The sequence below is a fragment of the Terrimonas ginsenosidimutans genome, from assembly GCF_022012415.1.
Lineage (GTDB): Bacteria > Bacteroidota > Bacteroidia > Chitinophagales > Chitinophagaceae > Terrimonas_A > Terrimonas_A ginsenosidimutans.
Window position 1 is genome coordinate 1 of sequence record NZ_JAKLTR010000014.1, and the last position, 22,822, is coordinate 22,822.

12 protein-coding genes are annotated in these 22,822 nt (G+C 46.4%); 9 read left to right on the forward strand and 3 right to left on the reverse strand.

The features are described from left to right. Positions 1–125: 125 nt before the first annotated feature. Entirely contained in the window at positions 126–1,262 is a 1,137-nt protein-coding gene (locus tag LZZ85_RS19675) for a FecR family protein (RefSeq protein WP_237875068.1), read from the reverse strand. 39 nt (positions 1,263–1,301) lie between these two features. Beyond that, the gene (locus LZZ85_RS19680) at positions 1,302–1,847 is read right to left on the reverse strand and encodes an RNA polymerase sigma factor (protein ID WP_255724182.1); all 546 of its coding nucleotides are present in this window, start codon (positions 1,845–1,847) and stop codon (positions 1,302–1,304) included. A gap of 122 nt (positions 1,848–1,969) precedes the next feature. Between LZZ85_RS19680 and LZZ85_RS19685 the strand changes: the two genes are divergently transcribed. The 8 genes from LZZ85_RS19685 to LZZ85_RS19720 all read left to right on the forward strand — a co-directional run bounded on the left by LZZ85_RS19685 (position 1,970) and on the right by LZZ85_RS19720 (position 20,921). Then, a complete protein-coding gene (locus LZZ85_RS19685; protein WP_237875070.1) occupies positions 1,970–5,416 on the forward strand; it encodes a TonB-dependent receptor in 3,447 nt (1,148 codons plus the stop codon). A gap of 54 nt (positions 5,417–5,470) precedes the next feature. Further along, the gene (locus LZZ85_RS19690) at positions 5,471–7,048 is read left to right on the forward strand and encodes a RagB/SusD family nutrient uptake outer membrane protein (RefSeq protein ID WP_237875071.1); all 1,578 of its coding nucleotides are present in this window, start codon (positions 5,471–5,473) and stop codon (positions 7,046–7,048) included. Between the two features lie 10 nt (positions 7,049–7,058). Beyond that, positions 7,059–8,006, forward strand: a complete 948-nt coding sequence (locus LZZ85_RS19695) for a DUF5017 domain-containing protein (RefSeq protein WP_237875072.1) — start codon at positions 7,059–7,061, stop codon at positions 8,004–8,006. Positions 8,007–8,012: 6 nt separating this feature from the next. Further along, a complete protein-coding gene (locus LZZ85_RS19700; RefSeq protein WP_237875073.1) occupies positions 8,013–9,446 on the forward strand; it encodes a sialate O-acetylesterase in 1,434 nt (477 codons plus the stop codon). Beyond that, positions 9,436–11,466, forward strand: coding sequence for a polysaccharide lyase family 8 super-sandwich domain-containing protein (locus LZZ85_RS19705; RefSeq protein WP_237875074.1), 2,031 nt, complete (start codon positions 9,436–9,438; stop codon positions 11,464–11,466). Before LZZ85_RS19700 ends, LZZ85_RS19705 begins: the two co-directional genes overlap by 11 nt. A gap of 11 nt (positions 11,467–11,477) precedes the next feature. Beyond that, positions 11,478–15,515 carry a polysaccharide lyase family 8 super-sandwich domain-containing protein gene (locus LZZ85_RS19710; protein ID WP_237875075.1) on the forward strand — a complete coding sequence of 1,346 codons (4,038 nt, stop codon included), beginning with the start codon at positions 11,478–11,480 and terminating at the stop codon, positions 15,513–15,515. 6 nt (positions 15,516–15,521) lie between these two features. Next, on the forward strand, positions 15,522–18,884 hold the full coding sequence (locus LZZ85_RS19715) for an FAD-dependent oxidoreductase (protein WP_237875076.1): 3,363 nt from the start codon (positions 15,522–15,524) through the stop codon (positions 18,882–18,884). A gap of 1,077 nt (positions 18,885–19,961) precedes the next feature. Continuing rightward, positions 19,962–20,921, forward strand: a complete 960-nt coding sequence (locus LZZ85_RS19720) for a TolB family protein (RefSeq protein WP_237875077.1) — start codon at positions 19,962–19,964, stop codon at positions 20,919–20,921. Positions 20,922–21,162: 241 nt separating this feature from the next. Here LZZ85_RS19720 and LZZ85_RS19725 read toward each other — a convergent pair whose 3' ends face one another. Next, positions 21,163–21,843, reverse strand: coding sequence for a DUF4760 domain-containing protein (locus tag LZZ85_RS19725; protein ID WP_237875078.1), 681 nt, complete (start codon positions 21,841–21,843; stop codon positions 21,163–21,165). Between the two features lie 424 nt (positions 21,844–22,267). Between LZZ85_RS19725 and LZZ85_RS19730 the strand changes: the two genes are divergently transcribed. Next, entirely contained in the window at positions 22,268–22,696 is a 429-nt protein-coding gene (locus tag LZZ85_RS19730) for a cupin domain-containing protein (RefSeq protein WP_237875079.1), read from the forward strand. Positions 22,697–22,822: the final 126 nt, after the last annotated feature.

Sequence of the window (22,822 nt, forward strand, 5' to 3'; positions counted from 1 at the left end):
TTCGCCGCGCACGTCGCGTATCGCCGCGTCCGCCGCGTTCCCCTACGCCATCAAGCTATCAAGAAATTATTCGGTGGCGGAGTGCCAAGTCTCCCCTGAAGGGGAGATTTGAGGGGGCTCCACGCTCAATTTATCTCAACAACTCCATCCTTAAACGTATAGCTCACCTCCATCCCACTCGACAGTCTGTTAAGAAAATCAGTAACAGACTTGTTCTTATCGATCATTCCCGTAAAACGTTTTTGCCTCACTCCTTTATCCTTTATCACAACCGTATAGCCATAACATCTTTCCAGGATCCTGCCTATTTCCGATACCTGAGCATTATAAAAATTATACTGCCCATCCATCCAGGAAAGCACTTCGGCCTTATCAAAAATACTTACTGCAGGTGAGCTTCCATTCGTCACCATCCCCTGCTGACCAGGTTTAAGATCTACTTTTCCCGCAACAGAACTAAGATTTACTTTTCCCTCCACCAATGCCACTTTCACCTGTCCGCTATCATAGCTGTTCAGATTGAATTGTGTTCCCAACACCTCTATGTCTGCACCCGGCATGCGAACGATGAAAGGATGGGCTGCATCGGCAGAAACCTTCAGGTAAGCTTCACCATTCAATTCTATTTCTCTTGTATCTCCTGAAAAATTCATGGGAAACCGCACTGTCGTGGCTGAATTGATCCAAAGCTCTGACTTATCAGATAATTGTATTTTATAGTCTTTGCCAGCAGGTACAGCGATCCGTGCCCATTTATTGCTGCCTGCATCATACCTAAGCGATTTGCCATCGGTGGTGAGCGTGGTTCCTCCCTCAGCGGCAATCGTCTGTTGCACTGAATCGCTCAGGCCAATAGGCTCACCGCCTTCTACCTGGAAAATTATCCTGGATTCTTCTTTGCCTGATTTACCGGCAAGATGTTGTCCCTGTCCGGTTGGTGATGACATGGGGCGAAGCAGCAACACGCCCGCTATGACCGACGCGGCAATGGCGGCGGGAAGAAGCAATCGCAAGACTTTTGCCTTTTTTGCAGGCTTGCCGATCCTTTCTTCAACAAGTTTCCATTCCGCTTTGGTATCGACGGATGATAAAAACTTTTTCGCCTCCTCTTTCTTATAGAACGAGTTCACTTCATTCCACAGCTCCTGTGCGGGTCCGGGTTTGCTGATCAGCGATTGCAGCACCTGATCATCATCCGGATGAATAGTGCTGCTTAATTTTTCAAAGATGAGGTTCTTTATATATTCCTGGCTATGGTCCATGGTTGTATTTAGACAGTGATTCGGCGAAACGGGTGACAGCTATTTCAATTTTGACCGTAAAACTTTTAATCCCCTTAGCAATACGGTCTTTACCGTGTTTACACTGATCCCCAATTCACCGGCGATCACACTTCGCTTCTTTTTTTCGAGATAATAAAGCCGGAAGATCTCTGCGGTTTTCTGCGGGAGATTATCAATAGCTATATGGATCTGATCGATCTTGTCATCCTGGTGAACCTCTATATTATTATAGGATGATTCATCAGCGGTCTCCCGCACGCTTGCAAGATATTTGTAAGCTTCCTGCCGCTTTTCAGCGGTTTTGGCGGACTGCAGATGATTAAGACACCGGTTCCGGACAGCTGTACCAAGATAAGCGCTCAGCGAGTGAATATTTTTCCAATGCTGTTTTTTCCAGAATTCAATGAAGATCTCCTGGACGATATCTTTTGCCTGCTGCTCATCCTGTAAAATGAAAAATGCCTCCATCAGTAAGCGTTGGTGGTAGTGGGAGAAGATCTCGCCAAATGCAGATTCATCTCCTTGCTGCATCCGGTGTAGAAGCGTTTGGTCGTCGGTTGGCATAGTAAGAACAGCGATCGTTAGATCCCAAACCTACAATTTTATTTAAAAAGTAACCCAAAAATGTCACCCGTTCTTGCATCTGCCTTGTCTAAAGACAAAACGAATCGACCAAACGATTGCTTATGTCTATTTCATTACAGAATTTCCTTCGGTCTTTCCTGTTGGTTTTTGCTTGCGCCGTCGTCCATTCGGCGACAGCACAGATGCCTACCGACAAGTATCCCGCACAATTTAAGCAGGCCCCGCTATCGGAAGTGTTCAGGTATATCCGCTCCAAAACAGGGTTCTCCTTTTTTTACAGTAACCAGCAGTTGAACGATCAGCAGAAAGTCACGCTTCAGTTCAGCAGCGCCACCACCGACCAGGTATTAAAAGTGGTGTTGGGTGATCAGTATAGCTGGACAGGAAAGGATAAGACGATTACGATCACGAAAAATCAGTCAGGGCTTTCATCTGCATCTGCTAAAGACACATTGCCCGCGCCAGCAAATGGCGTGTTGATCCATGGGCAGATCATTGGTGAAGATGCGGCACCGCTTGCCGGTGCTTCGATCAACATTAAAGGCACTTCTTCAACAGGAACTATCTCCGATGATAAAGGAAATTTCCAGATCATGGATGCCACAGGAGGAAAAGCCATCCTGGAGATAAGCTATGTTGGATATCAGAAAACGGAACTGCAATTACCACAGAAAATGCCGCTGAAGATCACCCTGAAGAATGGAGAAACAAGCATGGGTGATGTGGTGGTGATCGGCTATGGTTCGGTGAATCGCAAAGACCTGACCGGTTCAGTTGCCCAGGTAAATATGGAAGATGTGAGCAAGGCGCCGGTTGCATCTTTTACCGAAGCGCTGGCAGGTCGCATTGCCGGTGTGCAGGTGAGCTCGAATGATGGACAGCCCGGTGTAACGCAGGAGATCGTTATTCGTGGCGCGAATTCGCTGACACAATCAAACGCTCCCCTGTATGTGATCGATGGTTTTCCTGTAGAAGATCTGCAGGCTGCCGCGGTAAATAATGAAGACATCGAATCGATCAACATCCTGAAAGATGCTTCCGCAACGGCGATCTATGGAGCCCGCGCGGCAAATGGCGTTGTGGTGATCACCACCAAAAAAGGAAAAGCCGGGAAGATGACGATCAACTTCAGCACCTCTCAGGGTTTTCAGTCTATCCGGAAAAAGATGGATATGATGACGCCATATGACTTCGTTCAGTATAATCTTGAGCTGAAACCGCAGGTCACGCAGGATCGTTATCTGCAGGCCTATGGCAAAACACTTGATGATTATAGAGGGCAGGCGGGTGTTGACTGGCAGGATGCCATACTGTCGAACACACCTATTACCAGCATGTATAATCTGAGTCTCCGCGGTGGCAATGCGCAGACAAAATATAATATCTCCGGCTCTGTATTCGACCAGGATGGGATCCTGCGAAATTCAGGATTCAAACGTTACCAGGGAAGAATTGGTATCGATCAAACAGTCAGCACCAAATTAAAAGCTGGCGTCAGTATCAATTATAGCAGAACTGCTACCAATGGACAGCCTGTATCAAGTCCGGAATCAGAAACCAATCAATCCACCGCATTGTTATACCGGGTATGGGGTTATCGCCCTGTTGCTGCTTCCGCCATCAACCTGCTGGAAGAAGAATCAGACCCGGAGAACCTGACCAATAATGAGATCAGGCTGAATCCTGTCATTACAAACGATAACGAGTTCCGGCGGGGTAAGATCACGGATATCATCGCCAATGCTTACCTCGAATATAAGATAGCGCGGGATCTGACCTTCCGTGCAACCGGTGCGCTGAATAACCGCACGCAACGGAATGACGCGTTCTATAATTCAAAAACAACACAGGGTTCTCCGTTAAATCCGCTGAATACAAGAGGACAATGGGGTTCCGTGACTTATGCTGAACGCAATATCTGGATCAATGAGAACACGCTGAACTACAATAAGAGCCTTCCAAACAATCATAAGCTGAACCTGCTGGCAGGTTTTTCCATGCAGAATACTTCTGTCAGCACAAACGGATACGCCGCGACGCTGGTGCCCAATGAAGAACTCGGCATCGATGGTCTGGATGAAGGAACTCCTTACAGCATCAGGTCTTCCTCCAGCCGCTCAACACTGGTCTCCGTTTTCGGCAGAGCAAATTACAGTATCGACTCACGTTTTCTCTTTACCGCAACGCTCCGTGGTGATGGCTCTTCCAAGTTTGCGCCCGGCTACCGCTGGGGATACTTTCCTTCAGGCGCCTTTGCCTGGAATCTCGCCGAAGAAAAATTTCTGAAGAACAATCGTATCATATCAGCAGCAAAAATCCGTACAAGCTATGGTGTAACGGGAAATAACCGTGTTGCCGATTTTGCTTACCTGCCAAGCCTGATGATGCCGATCCGGTATTCTTATTCTTTCAATAATGGTACGCCGACCAATGGGGTGATCCCAAACGACCTTGGCAATGCTGAATTAAAATGGGAAAGCACCGCACAAATAGACGCAGGGTTTGATCTTGGTTTTTTGGATGACAAGATCAATCTTACGGTTGATGTATACCGCAAGAACACAAGCGATCTGCTCTTCTTCGCAGATGTACCTTTTACATCCGGTTATGAAAAAGCTTACCGGAATATCGGTAAGATCCGGAATGAAGGGATCGAGTTCAGCCTGAACACGGTCAACATCGATAAAAAGAATTTTCGCTGGGAATCTAACTTCAATATCAGTTTTAACCGGAATAAGATCCTGGCGCTCTCCGGCGACCAGCAGAACCTTTTCAATTTCGTGAGTGTATTCACGCAATACAATAACTCCCCTCTTTATCTATCTCAGGTTGGCCAGCCGGCAGGAATGTTCTATGGTTACATTTTCGACGGTGTGTATCAGTATGAAGATTTCAACAACAATAATAACACGTACACACTCAGGCAGGATGTGCCCACGAACGGAAACGAGCGCAGCACGATCCAGCCCGGTGATATCAAATACAGGGATCTGAACGGCGATGGCGTGGTGGATGCCTATGACCAGGCGATCATTGGAAATGGCATGCCGAAGCATATCGGCGGTTTCACCAATAATTTCCGCTACAAGAATTTCCAGCTGAATATTTTCTTTCAATGGTCTTATGGAAATAATATCTATAATGCCAACCGGCTGTTCTTCGAAGGAAATACCTTGCTCATTACCGACCTGAATCAATACAAATCCTATGTTGATCGCTGGTCGCCGGAGAACCAGACCAATGCAAATTTCAGAGCCGGTGGTCAGGGTCCTGCGGGACGTCATTCTTCCCGTGTCCTGGAAGATGGATCATACCTGCGGTTAAAAACATTTTCATTTGGTTATGATGTTCCGGCGAAATACCTGCGGCGCGTATTCATGAAATCACTGAACATAAACCTGTCTGCACAAAACCTGCTGACCTGGACGAACTACTCCGGTATGGATCCCGAAGTATCTGTCCGGAATAGTGTGCTCACGCCGGGATTTGACTATTCTGCTTACCCGCACGCTCGCACGATCGTATTCGGTGTACGCGCCGGTTTTTAATTAACGACTGACTTCACAACACAAGTTCATCAGACCACTATAAACAAATACACGATGAAACGCCTTGCCTGCATAATGCTGTTAACAACCGGAACATTGCTGACAGCATGCAATAAAGTTCTAGACACGAAGCCAACAGACTTCCTCTCCCCTGTCACCTATTACAAAACAGAAAAGCAATTGAATTTTGCACTCGCCGCGGTGTATGATGTAATGGGCGACGCTGGTTTTTACAAACAGATCTATACCGCGCGGCTGGGCAACGAAGCTGATGAGGGCTTCTATGCCCGCAATACGGTGATCGCCGGCGTGCAGGTATATAACTTCTCTCCGACCGATACCGATGTGCAGAACCTCTGGAAGTCGTTATACGATGGTATCAACCGCGCGAATGTACTATTAGCGAATATCCCACTGGCCACAGAAGTAGCGGACGATGTCAAAAACATCATTAAAGGCGAAGCACTGTTCCTGCGTGGCTATTATTACTTCTTACTGGTGCAGCATTGGGGTGGAGTTCCATTGATCACTCAACCTACTGCTTCCGCCAATGAAACAGCTGTGTCACGCGCGACCATTGCACAGGTGTATGCGCAGATTCTGCTTGATATGGAAGAATCAGAGACGCTGGTATTGCCGGCAAGCACGGCCGGCCACGGTGGCCGGATCAATCGATCAGCGGTGAGAGGATTGCTGGCAAGAGTCTGCCTGACAATGGCAGGCAAACCACTCGGTGATGTGAGCAAATACCAGGCAGCAAGAGACTGGGCAAAAAAGATCATTGATGATGCAGGCTCGGCTCATGCACTGAACCCTGACTATTCGCAGGTCTTTATCAACTACGCCCAGGATAAATATGATATCAAAGAAAGCATCTGGGAAGTGGAATTCTGGGGAAACAATACCAATGCCTATAATGAAACCGGGTGTGTTGGCGCCTGGAATGGTATTCAATCGACTGATCAGACAATTGGCGTGGCATATGGATTTATCAATGCAACATCCAAATTATACAACTCTTATGCACCTGGAGATCTTCGTCGCGACTGGGCCATTGCCCCCTTCTCCTATTCCGGTACAACGAAAGTGATGAAGGCAAGTACACCCGCCAGTGCTTTATGGACACGCAATATCGGCAAGTTCAGAAGAGAGTACGAGTTGCTTACACCTAAATCAAATAACGCAACTCCCCAAAACATGCCATTGCTGCGCTATTCGGATGTGTTGCTCATGTTTGCTGAAGCAGACAATGAAGTGAACCAGGGGCCAACACAGGACGCATACAATGCCATCAATCTTGTCAGGAAACGCGCCTTTGGGAAATTATTACCGAATGCTGTAAACCCTGATGAGTACAATCTCTCCGGAATGGATCATGAATCATTTTTCCAGGAGATCATTAAGGAACGTTCAAGAGAACTGTGTTTTGAATTACACCGCAAACATGACCTGATCCGTTGGGGAATATTTGTTCCAACCATGAAAGCGGTTGAGAACCTGATCGGGCTTGAAGCCTCCGGTCAGTATTACGCGCTTACGTTCAGAAACGTTTCAGACAAACACGTGATCTTCCCGATTCCAGCAAGGGAACTGGCACTAAACAAAAATCTGCAGCAAAATGATAAATGGTAAAACGATGGCGATGCAAAAAAATACTACCACAAATATATTGACCGGTATCAGCCTGATGATGCTGATATTCATCCAAACTTCCTGCACGAAAGACCTCGAGGTGAATGGCGGTGTGCCTGATCTGAAAGTAAGTTTACCGGCTGCAACATTCAAAGTTGGTGAACCTGTCTTGTTTCAATTTGAAGGCGATGCAGGATTGATCAGTTTCTTTTCCGGTGAAGTGTTTCATGACTATGAATACAGATCCGGGCGAACGCTGGAACAAGGTACATTGAACATGTCGTTCAACACGAATGTGCAGTATGGAACGCAGGCCAATCAATTCTCCGTGCAGGCTTCTTCAGACTTCAATGGCAACTACACTTCGTTTGACAACGTACGCCAGGCAACCTGGACGGATATCACTAACCGGTTTACGATCGCAACCGCAACAACCTATGTTCCTTCGGGCGCAAAAGATATCACCGACCTCATCCAGGAAGGAAAACCACTCTACCTCGCCTTCAAATACATTTACCGGCCTTCAGCACAAAACGGATTACGCCGTACATGGAGAGTGCAGAACTTCAATCTCAGCTCTACCACCGCATCACTCGGCACACAGGTGATCGGGAATATGACGACTTCAGGATTCACCACCGTTGATCAGAATCCGCAAACAGAACCAACAGCTACTACGATCTCTGCAACGACCATTTCACTTGTCGGAACAGCGGTTACACCGTCAACCCTGACCAGCGAAACCTGGGTGATCACAAAAGGATTCAGCACCGGCAAGGTTGATCTTGGCCCTGACAGACCTGTGGCGATCAAAGGTATTGCGGATGCGAAACTTACCGGCTATGCGCATGTTTATGAAAAGCCGGGAACGTATAAGGCTTATTTCATTTCGGCTAACGCCAATATTGATGCAAAGAAAGAAACGATCCAGAGTGTAGATGTAATCATACAACCATAATCATTCATGAGCTTATATAAAAAGATATCTCACGGATTTTGTAAGAAGGTGCTGATGATCGCATTAATGATCAGTCCCTGCATACTGATCGCGCAGGTTCAGTTGCCTTCGCTTTTCGCAGACAATATGATCCTGCAGCGAAAGTCGACACCGCCGATCTGGGGCAAGAGTGTCAGGAACGCGAAGATCAGTATAAAGACATCCTGGAATAATAAAACATATACGGCGACTGCTTCCGACAAAGGTACCTGGAAAGTAAATGTCGAAACAGCTGAAGCCGGTGGGCCGTATACGATCACTATCAAAAGCGGATCTGAAACACGAACGCTCTCGAATGTTCTACTGGGAGAAGTCTGGCTTTGTTCCGGGCAATCCAATATGGAAATGCCGGTAAGAGGCGCAATGAATCAGCCTGTGCTGAATGCAAATGAGATCTATCTGGAAGCTGACAACCCGCTGATCAGGATCTATAAAATGGAGCGCATTGCTGCGGGTACACCGCAGGATAGTTGCACAGGCGTGTGGCGTGAAAGTTCCGCTGAAGTGGTGAAATATTTCAGTACGATTGGTTATCTCTATGCACAACTGCTACAGAAAAAGCTGAACGTACCGGTTGGTATAATAGGTTCTTACTGGGGCGGTTCCGCCATACAGCCATGGATGACGCCGGAGAGCCTTGCAGATTTCGGTATTAAAGTTCCTGCTGACCTCAGTAAGATGACTGTGCCGAGAAGGGCTGCTGCTTCGCTTTACCATGGGATGATCGCGCCACTGGAAGGATATGGCATTCGTGGCTTTTTGTGGTACCAGGGCGAATCAAATGTGGAAGAACCGGCATTATACAAACGTCTCCTCCCCGCTTTGGTGAAATCATGGAGGTCCAAATGGAACAACCCTGAATTGCCGTTCTATTATGTGCAGATCGCTCCGTACGAATACAATGGCGCTGATTCTCTTCGTTCTGCATTTCTTCGCGAAGCGCAGTTGAAAGCGCTGGACTCAATTTCCAACAGCGGTATGGCCATTGCGTTGGATGCGGGTGAGAAGACATGTATTCATCCGGCAGATAAAGCCATTGTTGCACGGCGTCTTGCCTATATCGCACTGAACAAAACGTACAACTTTAAAGGCATCGCTTACAATGGCCCGGTGTATCAATCTCACACTGTTACGGATGGCAAAGTAAACATTCAGTTCAGGAATGCGGAGAATGGTATCACTGCGTATTATAAGCCGGTAACGTTGTTTGAAATCGCCGGCAGTGATAAAGTGTTTTATCCGGCGGAAGCCCTGATCACAAAAGAAAAAGGTATCACTGTATGGAGCGATAAAGTGAAAGTACCGGTAGCGATCCGCTATGCTTTCAGGAATTGGGTGAAAGGTGAAATTTATAATAACGAAGGCATTCCGATGTCCTCTTTCCGTACCGATGACTGGTAAAACAAATAGCATATACAGTCCCGCAGGCAATGGCCTGAAAGCGTTTCTCATGGCCTGCCTGCTCTTTGTGGCAATTGCGGGGCAGGCACAGCAACCGGACGCAGATACGATCATCAATCGGCTGGCCCGGCATCTTATCCAGCGCAGTTCATTGCCTGGAATCGAAAAATTCGCCTTCAACCTGAACAGTGCGAATCAGTGGGAAGATATTGACTACAGTGATCTGGCCAAATCCAAATGGAAAACGGCCATTCATCTTGACCGCGTAAAAGAGCTGGCGATAGCCTGGGCTACGCCATCTTCAAAATATTATAAAGACGCACGCGTTTGGAATACATTATCCAAAGCGCTGGATGTATGGTTAGGAAAGAAATTCCAGAATCCAAACTGGTGGCACAATGAGATCGGGATCCCGCAGATCATGCGAAGCATTCTTGCAGTTGCCGGCAACCAACTGACCGGAACACAGCGGCAGGGTGGGCTTCAGGTGCTGGCACAATATCGGGTCAGGGGAACAGGAGCAAACCTGATCTGGAGCGCTGATCTCGCAATGCATTACGGGGCTTTTATAAAGAATGATTCGATCATTAAAAACAGTCGCCGGTTGATCGTAGCGGAGATAAGAAATGATACAGCCGAAGGAATACAACCTGATTACAGTTTTTACCAGCATGGGGCAAGACTCCAATCTTTTCATTACGGAATAGATTACCTGAATGATCTCTTGCGCATCGGCTGGCAATTGCAGGGGACGGTTTGGGCCTATCCTGCTGACAAAGCCGCGCTGCTGACGAACTATGTGATGCATGGCTGGCAATGGATGAGCAGGAATAACTACACCACGCCGGCAACTGTTGATCGTGCAGTGAGTCGAAAAGGGCAGTTGAAAGGAATATCGATGCAGTACGTAGCAGGTTTTCTGTCAGGTCTGGATCCTTCCCGTGCAGCATCGATCGATCGCATGGAGCAAGAATACAGGCTGAACACACGCAAACCTGCTTTTCATGATTTCCCGTACAGCGACTTTGCAACCTACCATCAGCCAGGGTTTAGCGTATTCATCAAAACTATTTCAACCCGTACCCTTCCAACAGAATCTATCAATTCAGAAAACAAAAAAGGCCAGTTGCTGCATGCCGGTAATGTTTACCTCGTTAAAGACGGGAAAGAATATTTTGATGTGATGCCGTTGTGGGATTGGCAATACCTTCCGGGCATCACGAGTTTTGATCCCCAGGCAAAGATCGAAAGAATGGATTTTGCGGGGACCGTTACCGATGGAGAAAGCGGGCTTACCGCGATGCATTACGCGTTACGTAAAGACAGCAGTTTGCTGACGGCGCGTAAAGCATGGATCATGCGGGGTGATCAAATGATCGCACTGATCGCAGGTCTTACACGCAGAAACATCAGCACCCCTGTGTATACAGTACTAGATCAATCACGCTGGCGCGAACCGGTGCTGGCTGGAAACAGAAAGATCAGTAAACCGGGCGTTCATCCATTTTCAGCAAAAGAGCATCTATATCATAACGGATTCTCGTTCTCTCTTTTAACAACTGGTGACGGCAAACTAATCTTAAGAGACACAACCGGCAGCTGGAGATCCATCAACGAAGGAGAGCAACCCACCGAAGTAAAAGGAAAAATCTTTCAGCCCATGATTGAACACAAGAACGATGATGCGGCCGCATACCTGGTAAGCTTTTACTCCTCTCCCGGGGAAATCAAGGCCGCAGGTTCTCAACAATGGAATATCATCCGTAATGATACAGCTTGTCAGGCTATTCTTTTCGACGATGGAATGGTGATGGCTGTTTTTCATAAAGCAGGCAGTTTGAAGGTCACAGAAGAAACGACCATACAGGTTGACCGTCCCTGTCTGCTGCAGTATCATTCAAACAAATTAACCCTGAGCGATCCCTTACAACTTGGCGGAACACTTAAGCTGAGTATCGGAGCAAGGCAACTAAGTGCAGATCTGAAAAAAGACGGCTCCAGTTTAAGCATAAACCTCTAAACTTCTATACAATGAAACTTTGCCTGGGACTGCTGCTTTTTGTTGCGGTGCAAGCCTCCGCACAATCAAAAAAAACATCTACGGCTACTGGTGGAAACTGGCAGGATGTCACCACCTGGGTTGGCGGTGTGATACCTGCATCAAACGATACGGTTGAAGTGGTAAGCGGCGCCGTTGTAACAGTGAATAAAACAACGGGCAATACTTCAGCAGGGAGAATTGAATTATCCGGCACGATAGAGTTCTCTGCTTCAGCATATCCATTGGAGATAAATGGTCATCTGGTGATCAATAGTTCCGGTATCCTGAAAGCGGTGAAAGCGAATACAACTTTCAGCAAAGCAGTGATCATACATGGAAGCATTACCAATAACGGCATCCTCTATGCCCCTTATGCGATCGAAGGCACCACGCCTTCCACCACCGGCGGCATTACGATGGCGCAGGCTGGTGCTGTCACCGGCATCAGCGGCACCGGAACATTCAGTGTTTTCCGCCAGCTTACCATTGATAACTCTTATGGAGTAAATCTTAACGTGGTTCTCAGTGTGTCGTCTAAACTGATCCTGTTGAACGGCATCTTTAATAACCGGACTAATCTCACGATGGATAATACGGTTGTTGGTACCGGCCCTAACGGCAATGCAACCAGCTCCGGCAATTTGCGTACAGAACGTTCTCAGGCAGGCGTGCTCGAAGATCCGTTTACATTCGGCGGCAGTGCTTCCTTATTCCTTACCTATTTTACCAATACAGCAGCTGCCAACCCTTCAACAACGATCACCGAGGGATATGAAGTTCCATCTGGAAGATCGATACATGGATTAACAGTTGATCACGCAGGTGGCATCATTATAAAAAATGATCTGACCTTGCGGTCCGGTTCTGTACCACTGGTGCTTAACAATGGCATTGTTCATGTGAATAAAGGAAAAACCCTGATCTGTAATAGCGCTTCCTTTGGTGGTTCAGGTGGTTTGACCAATAGCTTTGTACAGGGTGGATTGGCGCTGGCAGTCGGGACGACGGCTGCATCACGGACTTTCCCTGTAGGATTTGCCGGCATCAGAAAGTATATCGTTCTCAGTGGTGTTAAAGCCGCCACAGGCACTGCGATGATTCGCTTCGAGATAACGGATACTACCGGAGGAACTGCTGGCGCAGGCATTACCATCGAGCCTTCGATAAAAAGAAGGGCAAGCGTGGTTAGTGGAACCTTACACAGCTTCACAGGGCTCAGCTTTATGCTTGGACGAGATGAAGAAAAGTATGCGATCGGAACAATAGCGTCTTCTTCTACCTGGAATGGCGTATATACAAATATTGGAACAAGTGTGCGCACGCTCACGAGTATCAGCCTTAACACAGGTACTTATACGAGCCTGCAAAGCTATGCACTGGCATTGCCTGTTACACCCTCCGCGGGCAACTTCGATTCGCTCCGGCATAAATGGGCCAGCTTCCTGACAGGTGGCAACTATTCACTGGCTGATCCGGAAGTCAGTTCACGTGTTCAGGCGATCAATAACAGCGGCAATTCTACCTGGCGGACAAATTTTATACAGGACACCACTTCAAGAACACAGCTTTGGACAGATCTTAATTATTCTACCTCTGATCAAATCACAACCAGCTATTCCCGGCTGAAAACAATGGCGCTTGCGTATCGCACACAGGGAGCTGCACTGTTTGGTAATGATACTTTGCGCAATGATATTATCAACGCACTTGACTGGCTGTATCGGAATCAATATAACGAAACCGTAACGGTGCCGGTATCAGGTTCCGGCAGCACAGGCAACTGGTGGGATTACCGTATCGGTTCGCCACTTCGTCTCAATGACATTGCGGTATTGATGTATGATGACCTTAGCAGTACCCAACGCCAGAACTACACCAATTCGGTTAGGCATTGCATGCCCAATACGGGAGAGTACACCGGAGCCAACCTTGTTTGGGCAAGTACGGTCATGGCTATCCGCAGTCTTGTGGCAGATGATTCAGTGTCCCTTTTCTACGCAAGAGACCAGTTGAGTCCGGTCTTCCAATATGTAAATACAGGCGACGGATTTTATGAAGACGGATCATTCATTCAGCATACAAAACATGCTTACAATGGTGCTTATGGTCTTGCGCTGTTCACGACCCTGACAGACATTCTTTATTTATTTTCAGATACCTCTTGCGACATTACCGATCCTGCAAAAGCCAATGTGGTGAAATGGGTGTACGACGCCTTCGAGCCGCTTATGTTCAAAGGAGGAATGATGAGTATGGTAAGAGGAAGGGAGATCGCGCGCAGAACTTCTTCTGAACATGGCCAGGGCAGATCACTGGTAGAAGCATTGCTACTGATAAAGGAAATGGCCGGTCCGGCAGACGCTGCCAGGATCAGTTCCATGGTAAAGCACTGGCTGATCAGTGACAGTACCTTCGCCACACCTTATACAGGTCTCAACTCGTTACTCTCCGTTACACTTGCAAAAGACCTGCTGGCAGATAATGCCATTCCTGCAAGATCTTCTTATCATACCTATCGCCAGTTTTCCGGAATGGACAGGGCCGTTCATCAAACACCGGGTTATGCATTCGGCATCAGCATGCATTCTTCCAGGATCTACAACTACGAACTGATCAATGGCGAGAATCTCAAAGGCTGGCATACTTCTGATGGCATGACCTATCTCAACAACAACGACCTGCTGCAATACGATAATTTCTTCTGGCCAACCGTGAATGCATACAGATTGCCCGGCACCACTGTTGAGGACAGCGTAACGGCTACGCAAAACCGCAACAGCAATAATGCATGGGTGGGCGGCAGTTCATTGCTGGGAAAATATGGAACAACAGGAATGTTCCTCACTCCTTATGGAACAACACTGAATGCAAAGAAATCATGGTTCCTGTTTGACGGAAAGATCGTCGCACTGGGCTCATCAATCTATAACAATGATAATAAAACAGTTTCTACCTATATCGACCAACGGAAGATCAGCAGTAATAATTCAAATACATTCCAGATAAATGGAGTAGCACAGGCGTCTGGCTTTGGCACCGAAAGCGCCCCAGCTACGTTTACGAATGTCAATTGGGCGCATTTGTCAGGCAATGTAACCGGTGCTGATATCGGCTATTATTTCCCGGGCTCTCCTACCCTACGTGGCTTGCGCAAAGCGCAATCCGGCCGCTGGAGCGATGTTACAACAGGCGAAAGCACCGTGCTGCGTACGCAACAATATATCACACTTTGGAAAGAACATGGCAATCATACGGCAGATAACGACAGCAACTACAATACTTATGCTTATGTGTTGCTGCCGGGGTTCACGGCTACGCAAACACAGGCTTATGCCACAAATCCCGGAATCAACATCCTGAGAAATGATCAGAACGTGCAGGCAGTGCATGACACTTTAAACGGTCTGCTGGGTGCCAATTTCTGGAATAGCGGGACTCACTATGTTCCATTCAATGGCGAGACGAATTATTTGTACAGCGATAAGAAATCATCGGTGATGCTGATGGTGAACGCAGACACCATTGCTTTTGGCGTGTCTGATCCGACAATGCTGAATACAGGAAACATCACCATACGACTGAAGAAGAGCGCATCGGATATTTTATATATCGACCCGGCCGTTACGGTCAATCGGCTGACACCTGATATTGAGTTTACAGTGAATGCTTCCGGTTTGAACGGTGGAACAAGCCAGCTTATACTGAGTGCGGCACCAGCGCAACGAGGAGCGTCAACCAGCCTTCCTGCTCTAATACACGAAATAGAAACTCCTGCGGAAGAATTTTCATTTATCGTCAATTCTTCATCCGATCCTTTATCGCTGGAATACACGATCCGTTCCGACAAAATGGGTAAGGGACAACTGGCCATCTATACGATGAATGGCAGTCTCGCTGGAAAATACGAGGTGTCTTATCATGCAGGCATCAATAAAAAAATATTACCGGTTGCACATCATGCAAAAGGGATCTACCTGGCTGTATTGACAACCGATGGAAAAGTATATACGCAGAAATATTATAAATAAGAAACTATGAAAAAGAATTTGAAGAAGCGCCTACGGATGAGTTTTATGCCGGCAATGGCTTCGATGTTGATGACCGGGGTGAGTGCACAGGATCAGGCGGTAGAGATAACGGCGGTAACGAGTAAGGTGGAATCGCATCTGGCTTCAATGGTCGCTAGTCATAAAGATGTATCTCGCTTTCCACGTTCGATAAAGGAAGATGGTTCATTGCATACAGTGAAGTCATCTGACTGGACGAGTGGATTCTTTCCTGGCACACTTTGGTATACGTATGAGTTAACAAAGGATAATAAATGGAAAGAGCTGGCCGCAGAGTGGTCAAAGACGCTGGAAAAGGAAAAGCTGAATAAGACTACGCATGATCTTGGTTTTATGTTGTATTGTCCGTTTGGGAATGGATACCGGCTGACGAATGATCCTGCTTACAAAGAGACCCTGTTACAGGGTGCGGCATCATTGAGCAGTCGTTATCATGCGAAAACAAAAACGATCCGTTCATGGGACAAACCCGGCTACCAGTTCCCGGTGATCATCGATAATATGATGAACCTGGAATTGCTGTTCTGGGCTACGCAGGTGTCGGGCGATTCTTCTTATTATAAAATTGCTGTGGCGCATGCTGATCAGACGATGAAGAATCATTTCCGCAAGGATAACAGCAGTTATCACGTGGTGGACTATGACACGATCACCGGGCAGCCGGTCAGGAAGATCACCCACCAGGGTTATAGCGATGAATCTGCCTGGGCAAGAGGTCAGGCCTGGGGATTGTACGGTTATACCGTCGCGTATCGCTTTACGCATGCAAAACGATACCTGCATATGGCAGAGAAGATCGCATCGTTCTATCTGAATCATCCGAAGTTACCAAAGGACAAAGTTCCTTACTGGGATTTCAATGCACCCGTTACAAGTAATACACCTCGCGATGCTTCTGCGGCGGCGATCGTATCTGCTGCATTGCTGGAGCTGGCTGATTATTCTGCAGCCAATAAAAAGCGATACCAGGAAGCGGCTGGAATGATGTTGAAGAGTTTGTCCTCCCCTGCTTATCTCGCTGAGCTGGGAACCAATCAGCATTTTATACTGAAACATTCTACGGGGCACTTGCCGCATAAGTCGGAGATAGATGTGCCGATCAATTATGCGGATTATTATTTTGTGGAAGCACTTTTACGATACAAGAATGCAAACGCTAATGAGCGCGAATTGCCGCGAATGAACGCGAATACAGCTATAAAGGATGGGAAGATGAATAAGGTTGAGGGAAGAGAGGCGGATGTGATTGTATACACGGCTAATCCGGGTGGGATCATGGCGGCGATTGGGGCTGCAAGAGAGGGTGCTTCGGTGTTGCTGATTGAGCCGACGGCACATGTTGGTGGGATTGTTGCGCAGGGAGGCCTGGTCGTGACGGATATTGGGAACCATACGACGATAGGTGGGCTTAGCAAGGAATTTATGAAGCGGGCTGCTGATTATTACAGGGAGAAGTATGGAGAGAATTCAGCGCAGTTTAAAGCGAGTATTATTGATGGATTGCCCGGCGCTTCATTTGAGCCGAAAGTGGCGGAAGAGATCTTTGAAAAGATGATCGCGGAATATCCTTCTATCAAAATTGTGCGCAATACGGAGTTGGTGAATGTAAATAAAAATGGAAAGGAGATCAAAAGCATTGTGTGCCGTGATATATCGGGTAATAGCAGGGTTTCGCTTGAAGGAAAAGTGTTTATTGATGCAAGCTATACAGGAGATCTTGTTGCAAAGGCAGGTGTTGATTTCCTATTGGGAACGGATGGAAAGAATGTATTCAATGAACCATCTGTGCCACAGAGATCATCAGCGGCGATACAAGCGTTCAACTATCGTGTTACGATGACGAATGATCCCGCTAACCGGGTGATGGTGGAAAAGCCCGTAGGATATGATCCGGCGGATTATTCGATTCGTTTGGCGGGATTGCTGAAAGACAGTACATCAAGAGTTTTCAAATCATACTGGAAGGTGCCGAATAAAAAGATCGATGCAAATATTGCGGACATGCCGGGTGTTAACTGGAGTTATCCTTCGGCGGATTATAGCGACCGGAAGAAAACGGAACAAATGCACCGGAAAAATTCATTAGGATATATTTATTTCCTGCAGAATGATCCGCAGGTGCCGCTTCGTATCCGGACGGAAGCAAATGAATGGGGCTTGGCGAAAGATGAGTTTACTGATAATGGAAACTTCCCGCGTCATATCTACATACGTGAAGGCAGAAGATTGAATGGTGCTTATGTGATGCGTCAGCAGGATCTGCAGGTGGATAGAAAAAAGGATGATGCGATTGCATTGGGCAGTTATTCGATGGACAGCCATGCCACAATGGTGACGAAAAAATCAGATGGCACAATGGCGTATACCGGCGGTGGATTGTGGGAGCCGGTGAAAGCGTATGAGATCCCGTATCGTGCGCTGGTGCCAAAGGCATCGCAAAGCGTAAACCTATTGGTACCGGTTTGTTTATCGGCCAGTCACCTGGCATGGACGTCGCTGCGGATGGAGCCGGTGTTCATGATGACGGGTGAAGCGGCGGGGATTGCTGCGGCAATGGCTTCTTCCAATAAAATTGCGGCGCAAAATGTACAGGCTTCTACCCTGCGCGAGAAATTGCAAAAGGCAGGTGCGATCATCAATCTCCTGCCGGAAACGGTGGCGGATTTCGACTGGTCGCCCAAACAGCCACGCGTGGGAGAAACAGTAACGTTCACCTTCAAACAAACGCCGGGTAATCAGAAAGCGGTGAAGTATTACTGGGATTTCGATGGTGATGGTGTGGTGGATGCAGGCAATGCAATAGAGAAGAGAGTGATGAAGATGGAGAAGGCGCATCTCGTGAGCCTAGTGGTGGAAGATTCAGCAGGAAAGAAATCACAGCCTATCGCGAAGACGATACCCGTGGGAACGGCTTTGGCAGGTGATATCCAGATCGATTCTGAAGATGATAAACACGTAACGGTGAAGCTGGTGAAGAAGTCGATTGCGCAGACGCCGTTCTGGGGAACCTATTTTCATACAGATGGGAATCTGATGAAGGGATCATCGTATGCGTCTTATGATGCGCCAATCAAAAAGAGCGGGAAGTATGCGGTGTATGTTTCGTCGATTCCTGGTAATGGAAGAAGCGCGAATACGCTGGTGGAAGTGAAGCATGCAAAGGGAACAGAGAAGATCTATATTGATCAGCGGAAAGCGGGGCCTTTGTTTGGATTGATACCTTTGGGAGTGTTTGAGTTTGAAGCAGGCGGTGTGGCGAATGTAACAATTTTTAATAATGATCCGGATAAGTACATACTGTATGATGTGGCGAGGTGGGTGTTGGAATAGAGGACGTGTTTCGGGGGGCGTTGCTGTTCATTGAGGTAAGCCCCCTCCAAATCTCCCCCTTCAGGCTAGCGTGTACCCATAAGTATTTGAATGGCGTAAAGGAACGCGGCGTCCGCCGCGTTCCTTTACGCCATCAAGCTATCAAGAAATTATTCGGTCATATAAAAGGAAAAATGTGGGTACACGGCAATCCTTCAGGGGAGATTTAGAGGGGACCCCTACTCCAACAATAAAGCGGATGGAATATAGCTTGCAAGTACATTGAGCGTGGAGAAATCTTACATAAACAGTGAATATACATCTCGTTAAGGTCAGGATAACATCAGGTTAACTTCAGGGGAACTTCAGGAAAATATCAGCGAAACATCAGGGAGACATCAGGGACAGATCATGAAAGCATTTTGTCAAAATATGACCTGGTTTTGATAACATTACTGTGTGTCCGATTCCGGATATGATTTTTGCAAATTGAATAAAAACTTATTCAAATTTACAAAATTCATCGTTGATGGCGAAGTCAAAATCTACTTTCCGATTAAGCGCAAAACCGGGAGACCTGATTCATTCGATTGGCAGCTCACAGATTATCGTTCGGGAAAGAAATGCGGTTTCCTGGACATTGACTTCACCGTATGAAAAGAAAATGCTAAGCCACAGACCAATTATACCGAGCTACAATCAGAATGAAGTTGCGAATCGTTAGAGGGTTGTGCGGATGTCTCCGACTACGCATAACGCTTGATAATTGTTGAGTTCATTACAGGTATCGAAGACTACGAACAAACGGGTATCGCAGAGCACGCAAAGTAATCGCCAAGATCGCTAAGATTTACTTTGCGCGCTTTGCGGTTACTTTGCGCGCTTTGCGATACTCCCGCGCCATTCTGACAACGATAGACAGGAGGAAACATCGATTCACACATCCCTCCGGCTTGATCAAAAAAGATATTCTGTTGCATTTTAATCTCCCTCTTAACATTCGCACACCTTTCTAACGTGGGCAACTACTAATGGCACACCAATTGTAACACTTCATCTCATCCTATTAATTATAGACCTTAAAACCCGTCCCGACATATGAAACTTGTTTTATCAGTAATCCTCATCTCCCTCACCCTGTGTTCCGCTTGCGATAAAAGCAAATCAAAAGGCAGCACAGATAGCTTCCCTTCCGATCTATCGGGAACGATCTATTACAAATGGGCGACCGAAGGAATCATCAAAGTCTCTTTCCCTTCAGCGACCGGAGGAACATTCATACAGGATGACACCAAACTCAACAGTTTCGATATTTCCAGGGATGGGCAATACCGGCTGACTGCAGTTAATGCCGCTACACTCGGGAATGACAATGTCAAGTTTACGCTGAGCAACAATTCCAGTGGAGCGATCATTAACGAGTTTGTTTATCAAAGCCGGGCGGGAAACCGCTATTGTAAGGGATATTTATCGCCTGATAATAAATTGATCATGGTAGAGTCGAATGACAGAGATGACGGCATCGTGATTCTAAAAGTTACGGGCGAAGAATTGCTGACCATTGATGGGCTGAGTGACGTTCCCTTCGATATTCACGATATGAAAATGTGGCTGCCAAACAATGAGATATTGCTTACTCATGCTAAAAAGATCATCCGGTTAGTACCTCCCTATAATTCCGCTTCATTGGTAAAGCAAATGGATTATGCTGATTGGGGACATTTGGTAGTAAATCAGCAAGGCTCTCAACTGGCCATGCATATTGCCAATCATATCTATACCATGGATATCGATGGAAATAATCTGAAACAGGTAACGATCAGCGAACATAAAGAAGCACGACCTGTATTTTCCCCGGACGGAAAACACCTGATGATCGGCAGCAACTATCGCCAGAGCTCGATCATGGGACATTCCTGGGATATGAAGATCATCCCTAACGATGGCAAGCAATATAATGTGGACCCATTCGCGGAGAATTCATCGGGTGTTATTTCGGTTGTACTGGATGGGAAAGACAAGATTGTCAGCGGCAGTGGCCAGGTGATATGGAAATAGCTTTTTCATTAAAGAGAAATATAGCTGAATGCCGGGCGTAGCCCACGCGTAGCCGGCGTCTACCCATAACAAGCGGGTTCGTTCTAAATTACGGCTTTGCACAGGGGAATTACAAACAGAGGCTCCTGCCTGCTTATACTCTTATCGAACTGTTACTAAATAACAAAAGGCCTATACAGGCCTTCGATAGAAACAATTACTTGATGGTATCACCATCACAATAAAATCGGCATTTCATAATTCACGGGATTATTGTTGATTTAATGATATGATTTGCTACATTCTGCTTAACACCCTCATGCCATGCTTCAGCCAAATTAGTAAAATTGATCCATATATCTTCATTATTCTTAGCAATCCTGAGACTATTTATGTAGAATAAATAATCGGTGTAATAAACTTTGAAAATACTCTTATAAAACTTTCGAATAAAGTCTATGTCTATTTGCCCGTTATATGTCCCGATAGCAACACACTCGAAATGATTTAGAATCCCTTTTAAGGACTCTTTGAACAAAAGGTTATCCGGATCATTAATAAATTCTTCGAAATCTGTTGCAGTTCTTATTTCTTTAGACTCAATAAATCTTTTTTCAAAACGTATACTTTCTTTTTGATAATCATTCAATGGGCTTTTATGCCACTCATTAGCCGTATTGAAAGTCGTTAATTCACGGATGGACTGATGATCCTGTTTTGATTTAGATGTAGCGAACTCATAATTTAGCATTGCAAAAAACAACGTCATTAACAATGAAAAACCGGTGCATACCTGGGCAGCATCCTTAAAACGCCACTGTTTATAAAAGCATAGAAAAACGCCAAAAAATAAAATAGCGGTCACGAAAAGAATACAAAGCAGATATCGAAAAGTAAATATAAAACGAACCAGTTGAGCAGGCCATTTATCCTGTTTATTCATATACTCTTCGCTTTTATTGTTAAGTAAATTCATCATCTCCCACAATTACAAGTCGAAAAGCTATCTTTTTGACTAAATATACCCAGGTTTTTTTTCACGGAATTTGATGTTTTTTCAACCGGCTGCCTCTTTCAACTCAACCACCCTTCTCACGAATAGAAGTGTAAACCGTCGTGAATTCACCGAATACAGTGAAAAAAAATCTATGAACGCGACCTCGCAATGACCTCAAACAAAAGAAAAGAACCTTCGTCTCATTCTCCTCAAATACTTTACTGTAGTGATTTTCAACAGAATTGATCAATCAGAATATATGCTTCCACTTCGCTCCTTTCTTTGGACGGTATGCCATTTGATCTACAGCTAGATCGTTTCACGTGTACATGTCATGCCGTCAAAGGCGATCATTTAAAAACTCACAATTATGAAAAGATTTATTCTCAGCATCACTCTACTTGCCATTTTTACATTCAATTCAAAAGCTCAACATCAAACGCATGCCGATGAGAACGTAACCACTTATCCGCCGAAAATCCTTTTCAACAAACAACTACCCGCCAGTCTTCAGAAAGATCAGGTTGAAGTGATATTTATCCGATATGCTCCGGGAGAAATATCCAAACCGCACAGGCATCCGATGGCCACTGTTGGATACGTACTGGACGGTGAGATCGAACATACCTTTGAAGGGGTAAAGACGATCTATAAGAAGGGAGACGTTTTCTGGGAAGAGCCAGCGGGACTTCATGATCAGACAAGAAATATCAGCAAGACCAAAGAAGCGACATTGGTGGTTTTCTTCGTGGGGGCTAAGGGAAGTCCGATCCTTGTTCCGGAAAAAGCTAAGAAGTAGGACTATTTTCCTGCCTGCGTAAGAGTATCGCAAAGCACGCAAAGTAATCGCCAGGAGCGCTAAGATTCACTTTGCGTCCTCTGCGATTACTTTGCGTTCTCTGCGATACTCCGACGCTAAACCCGA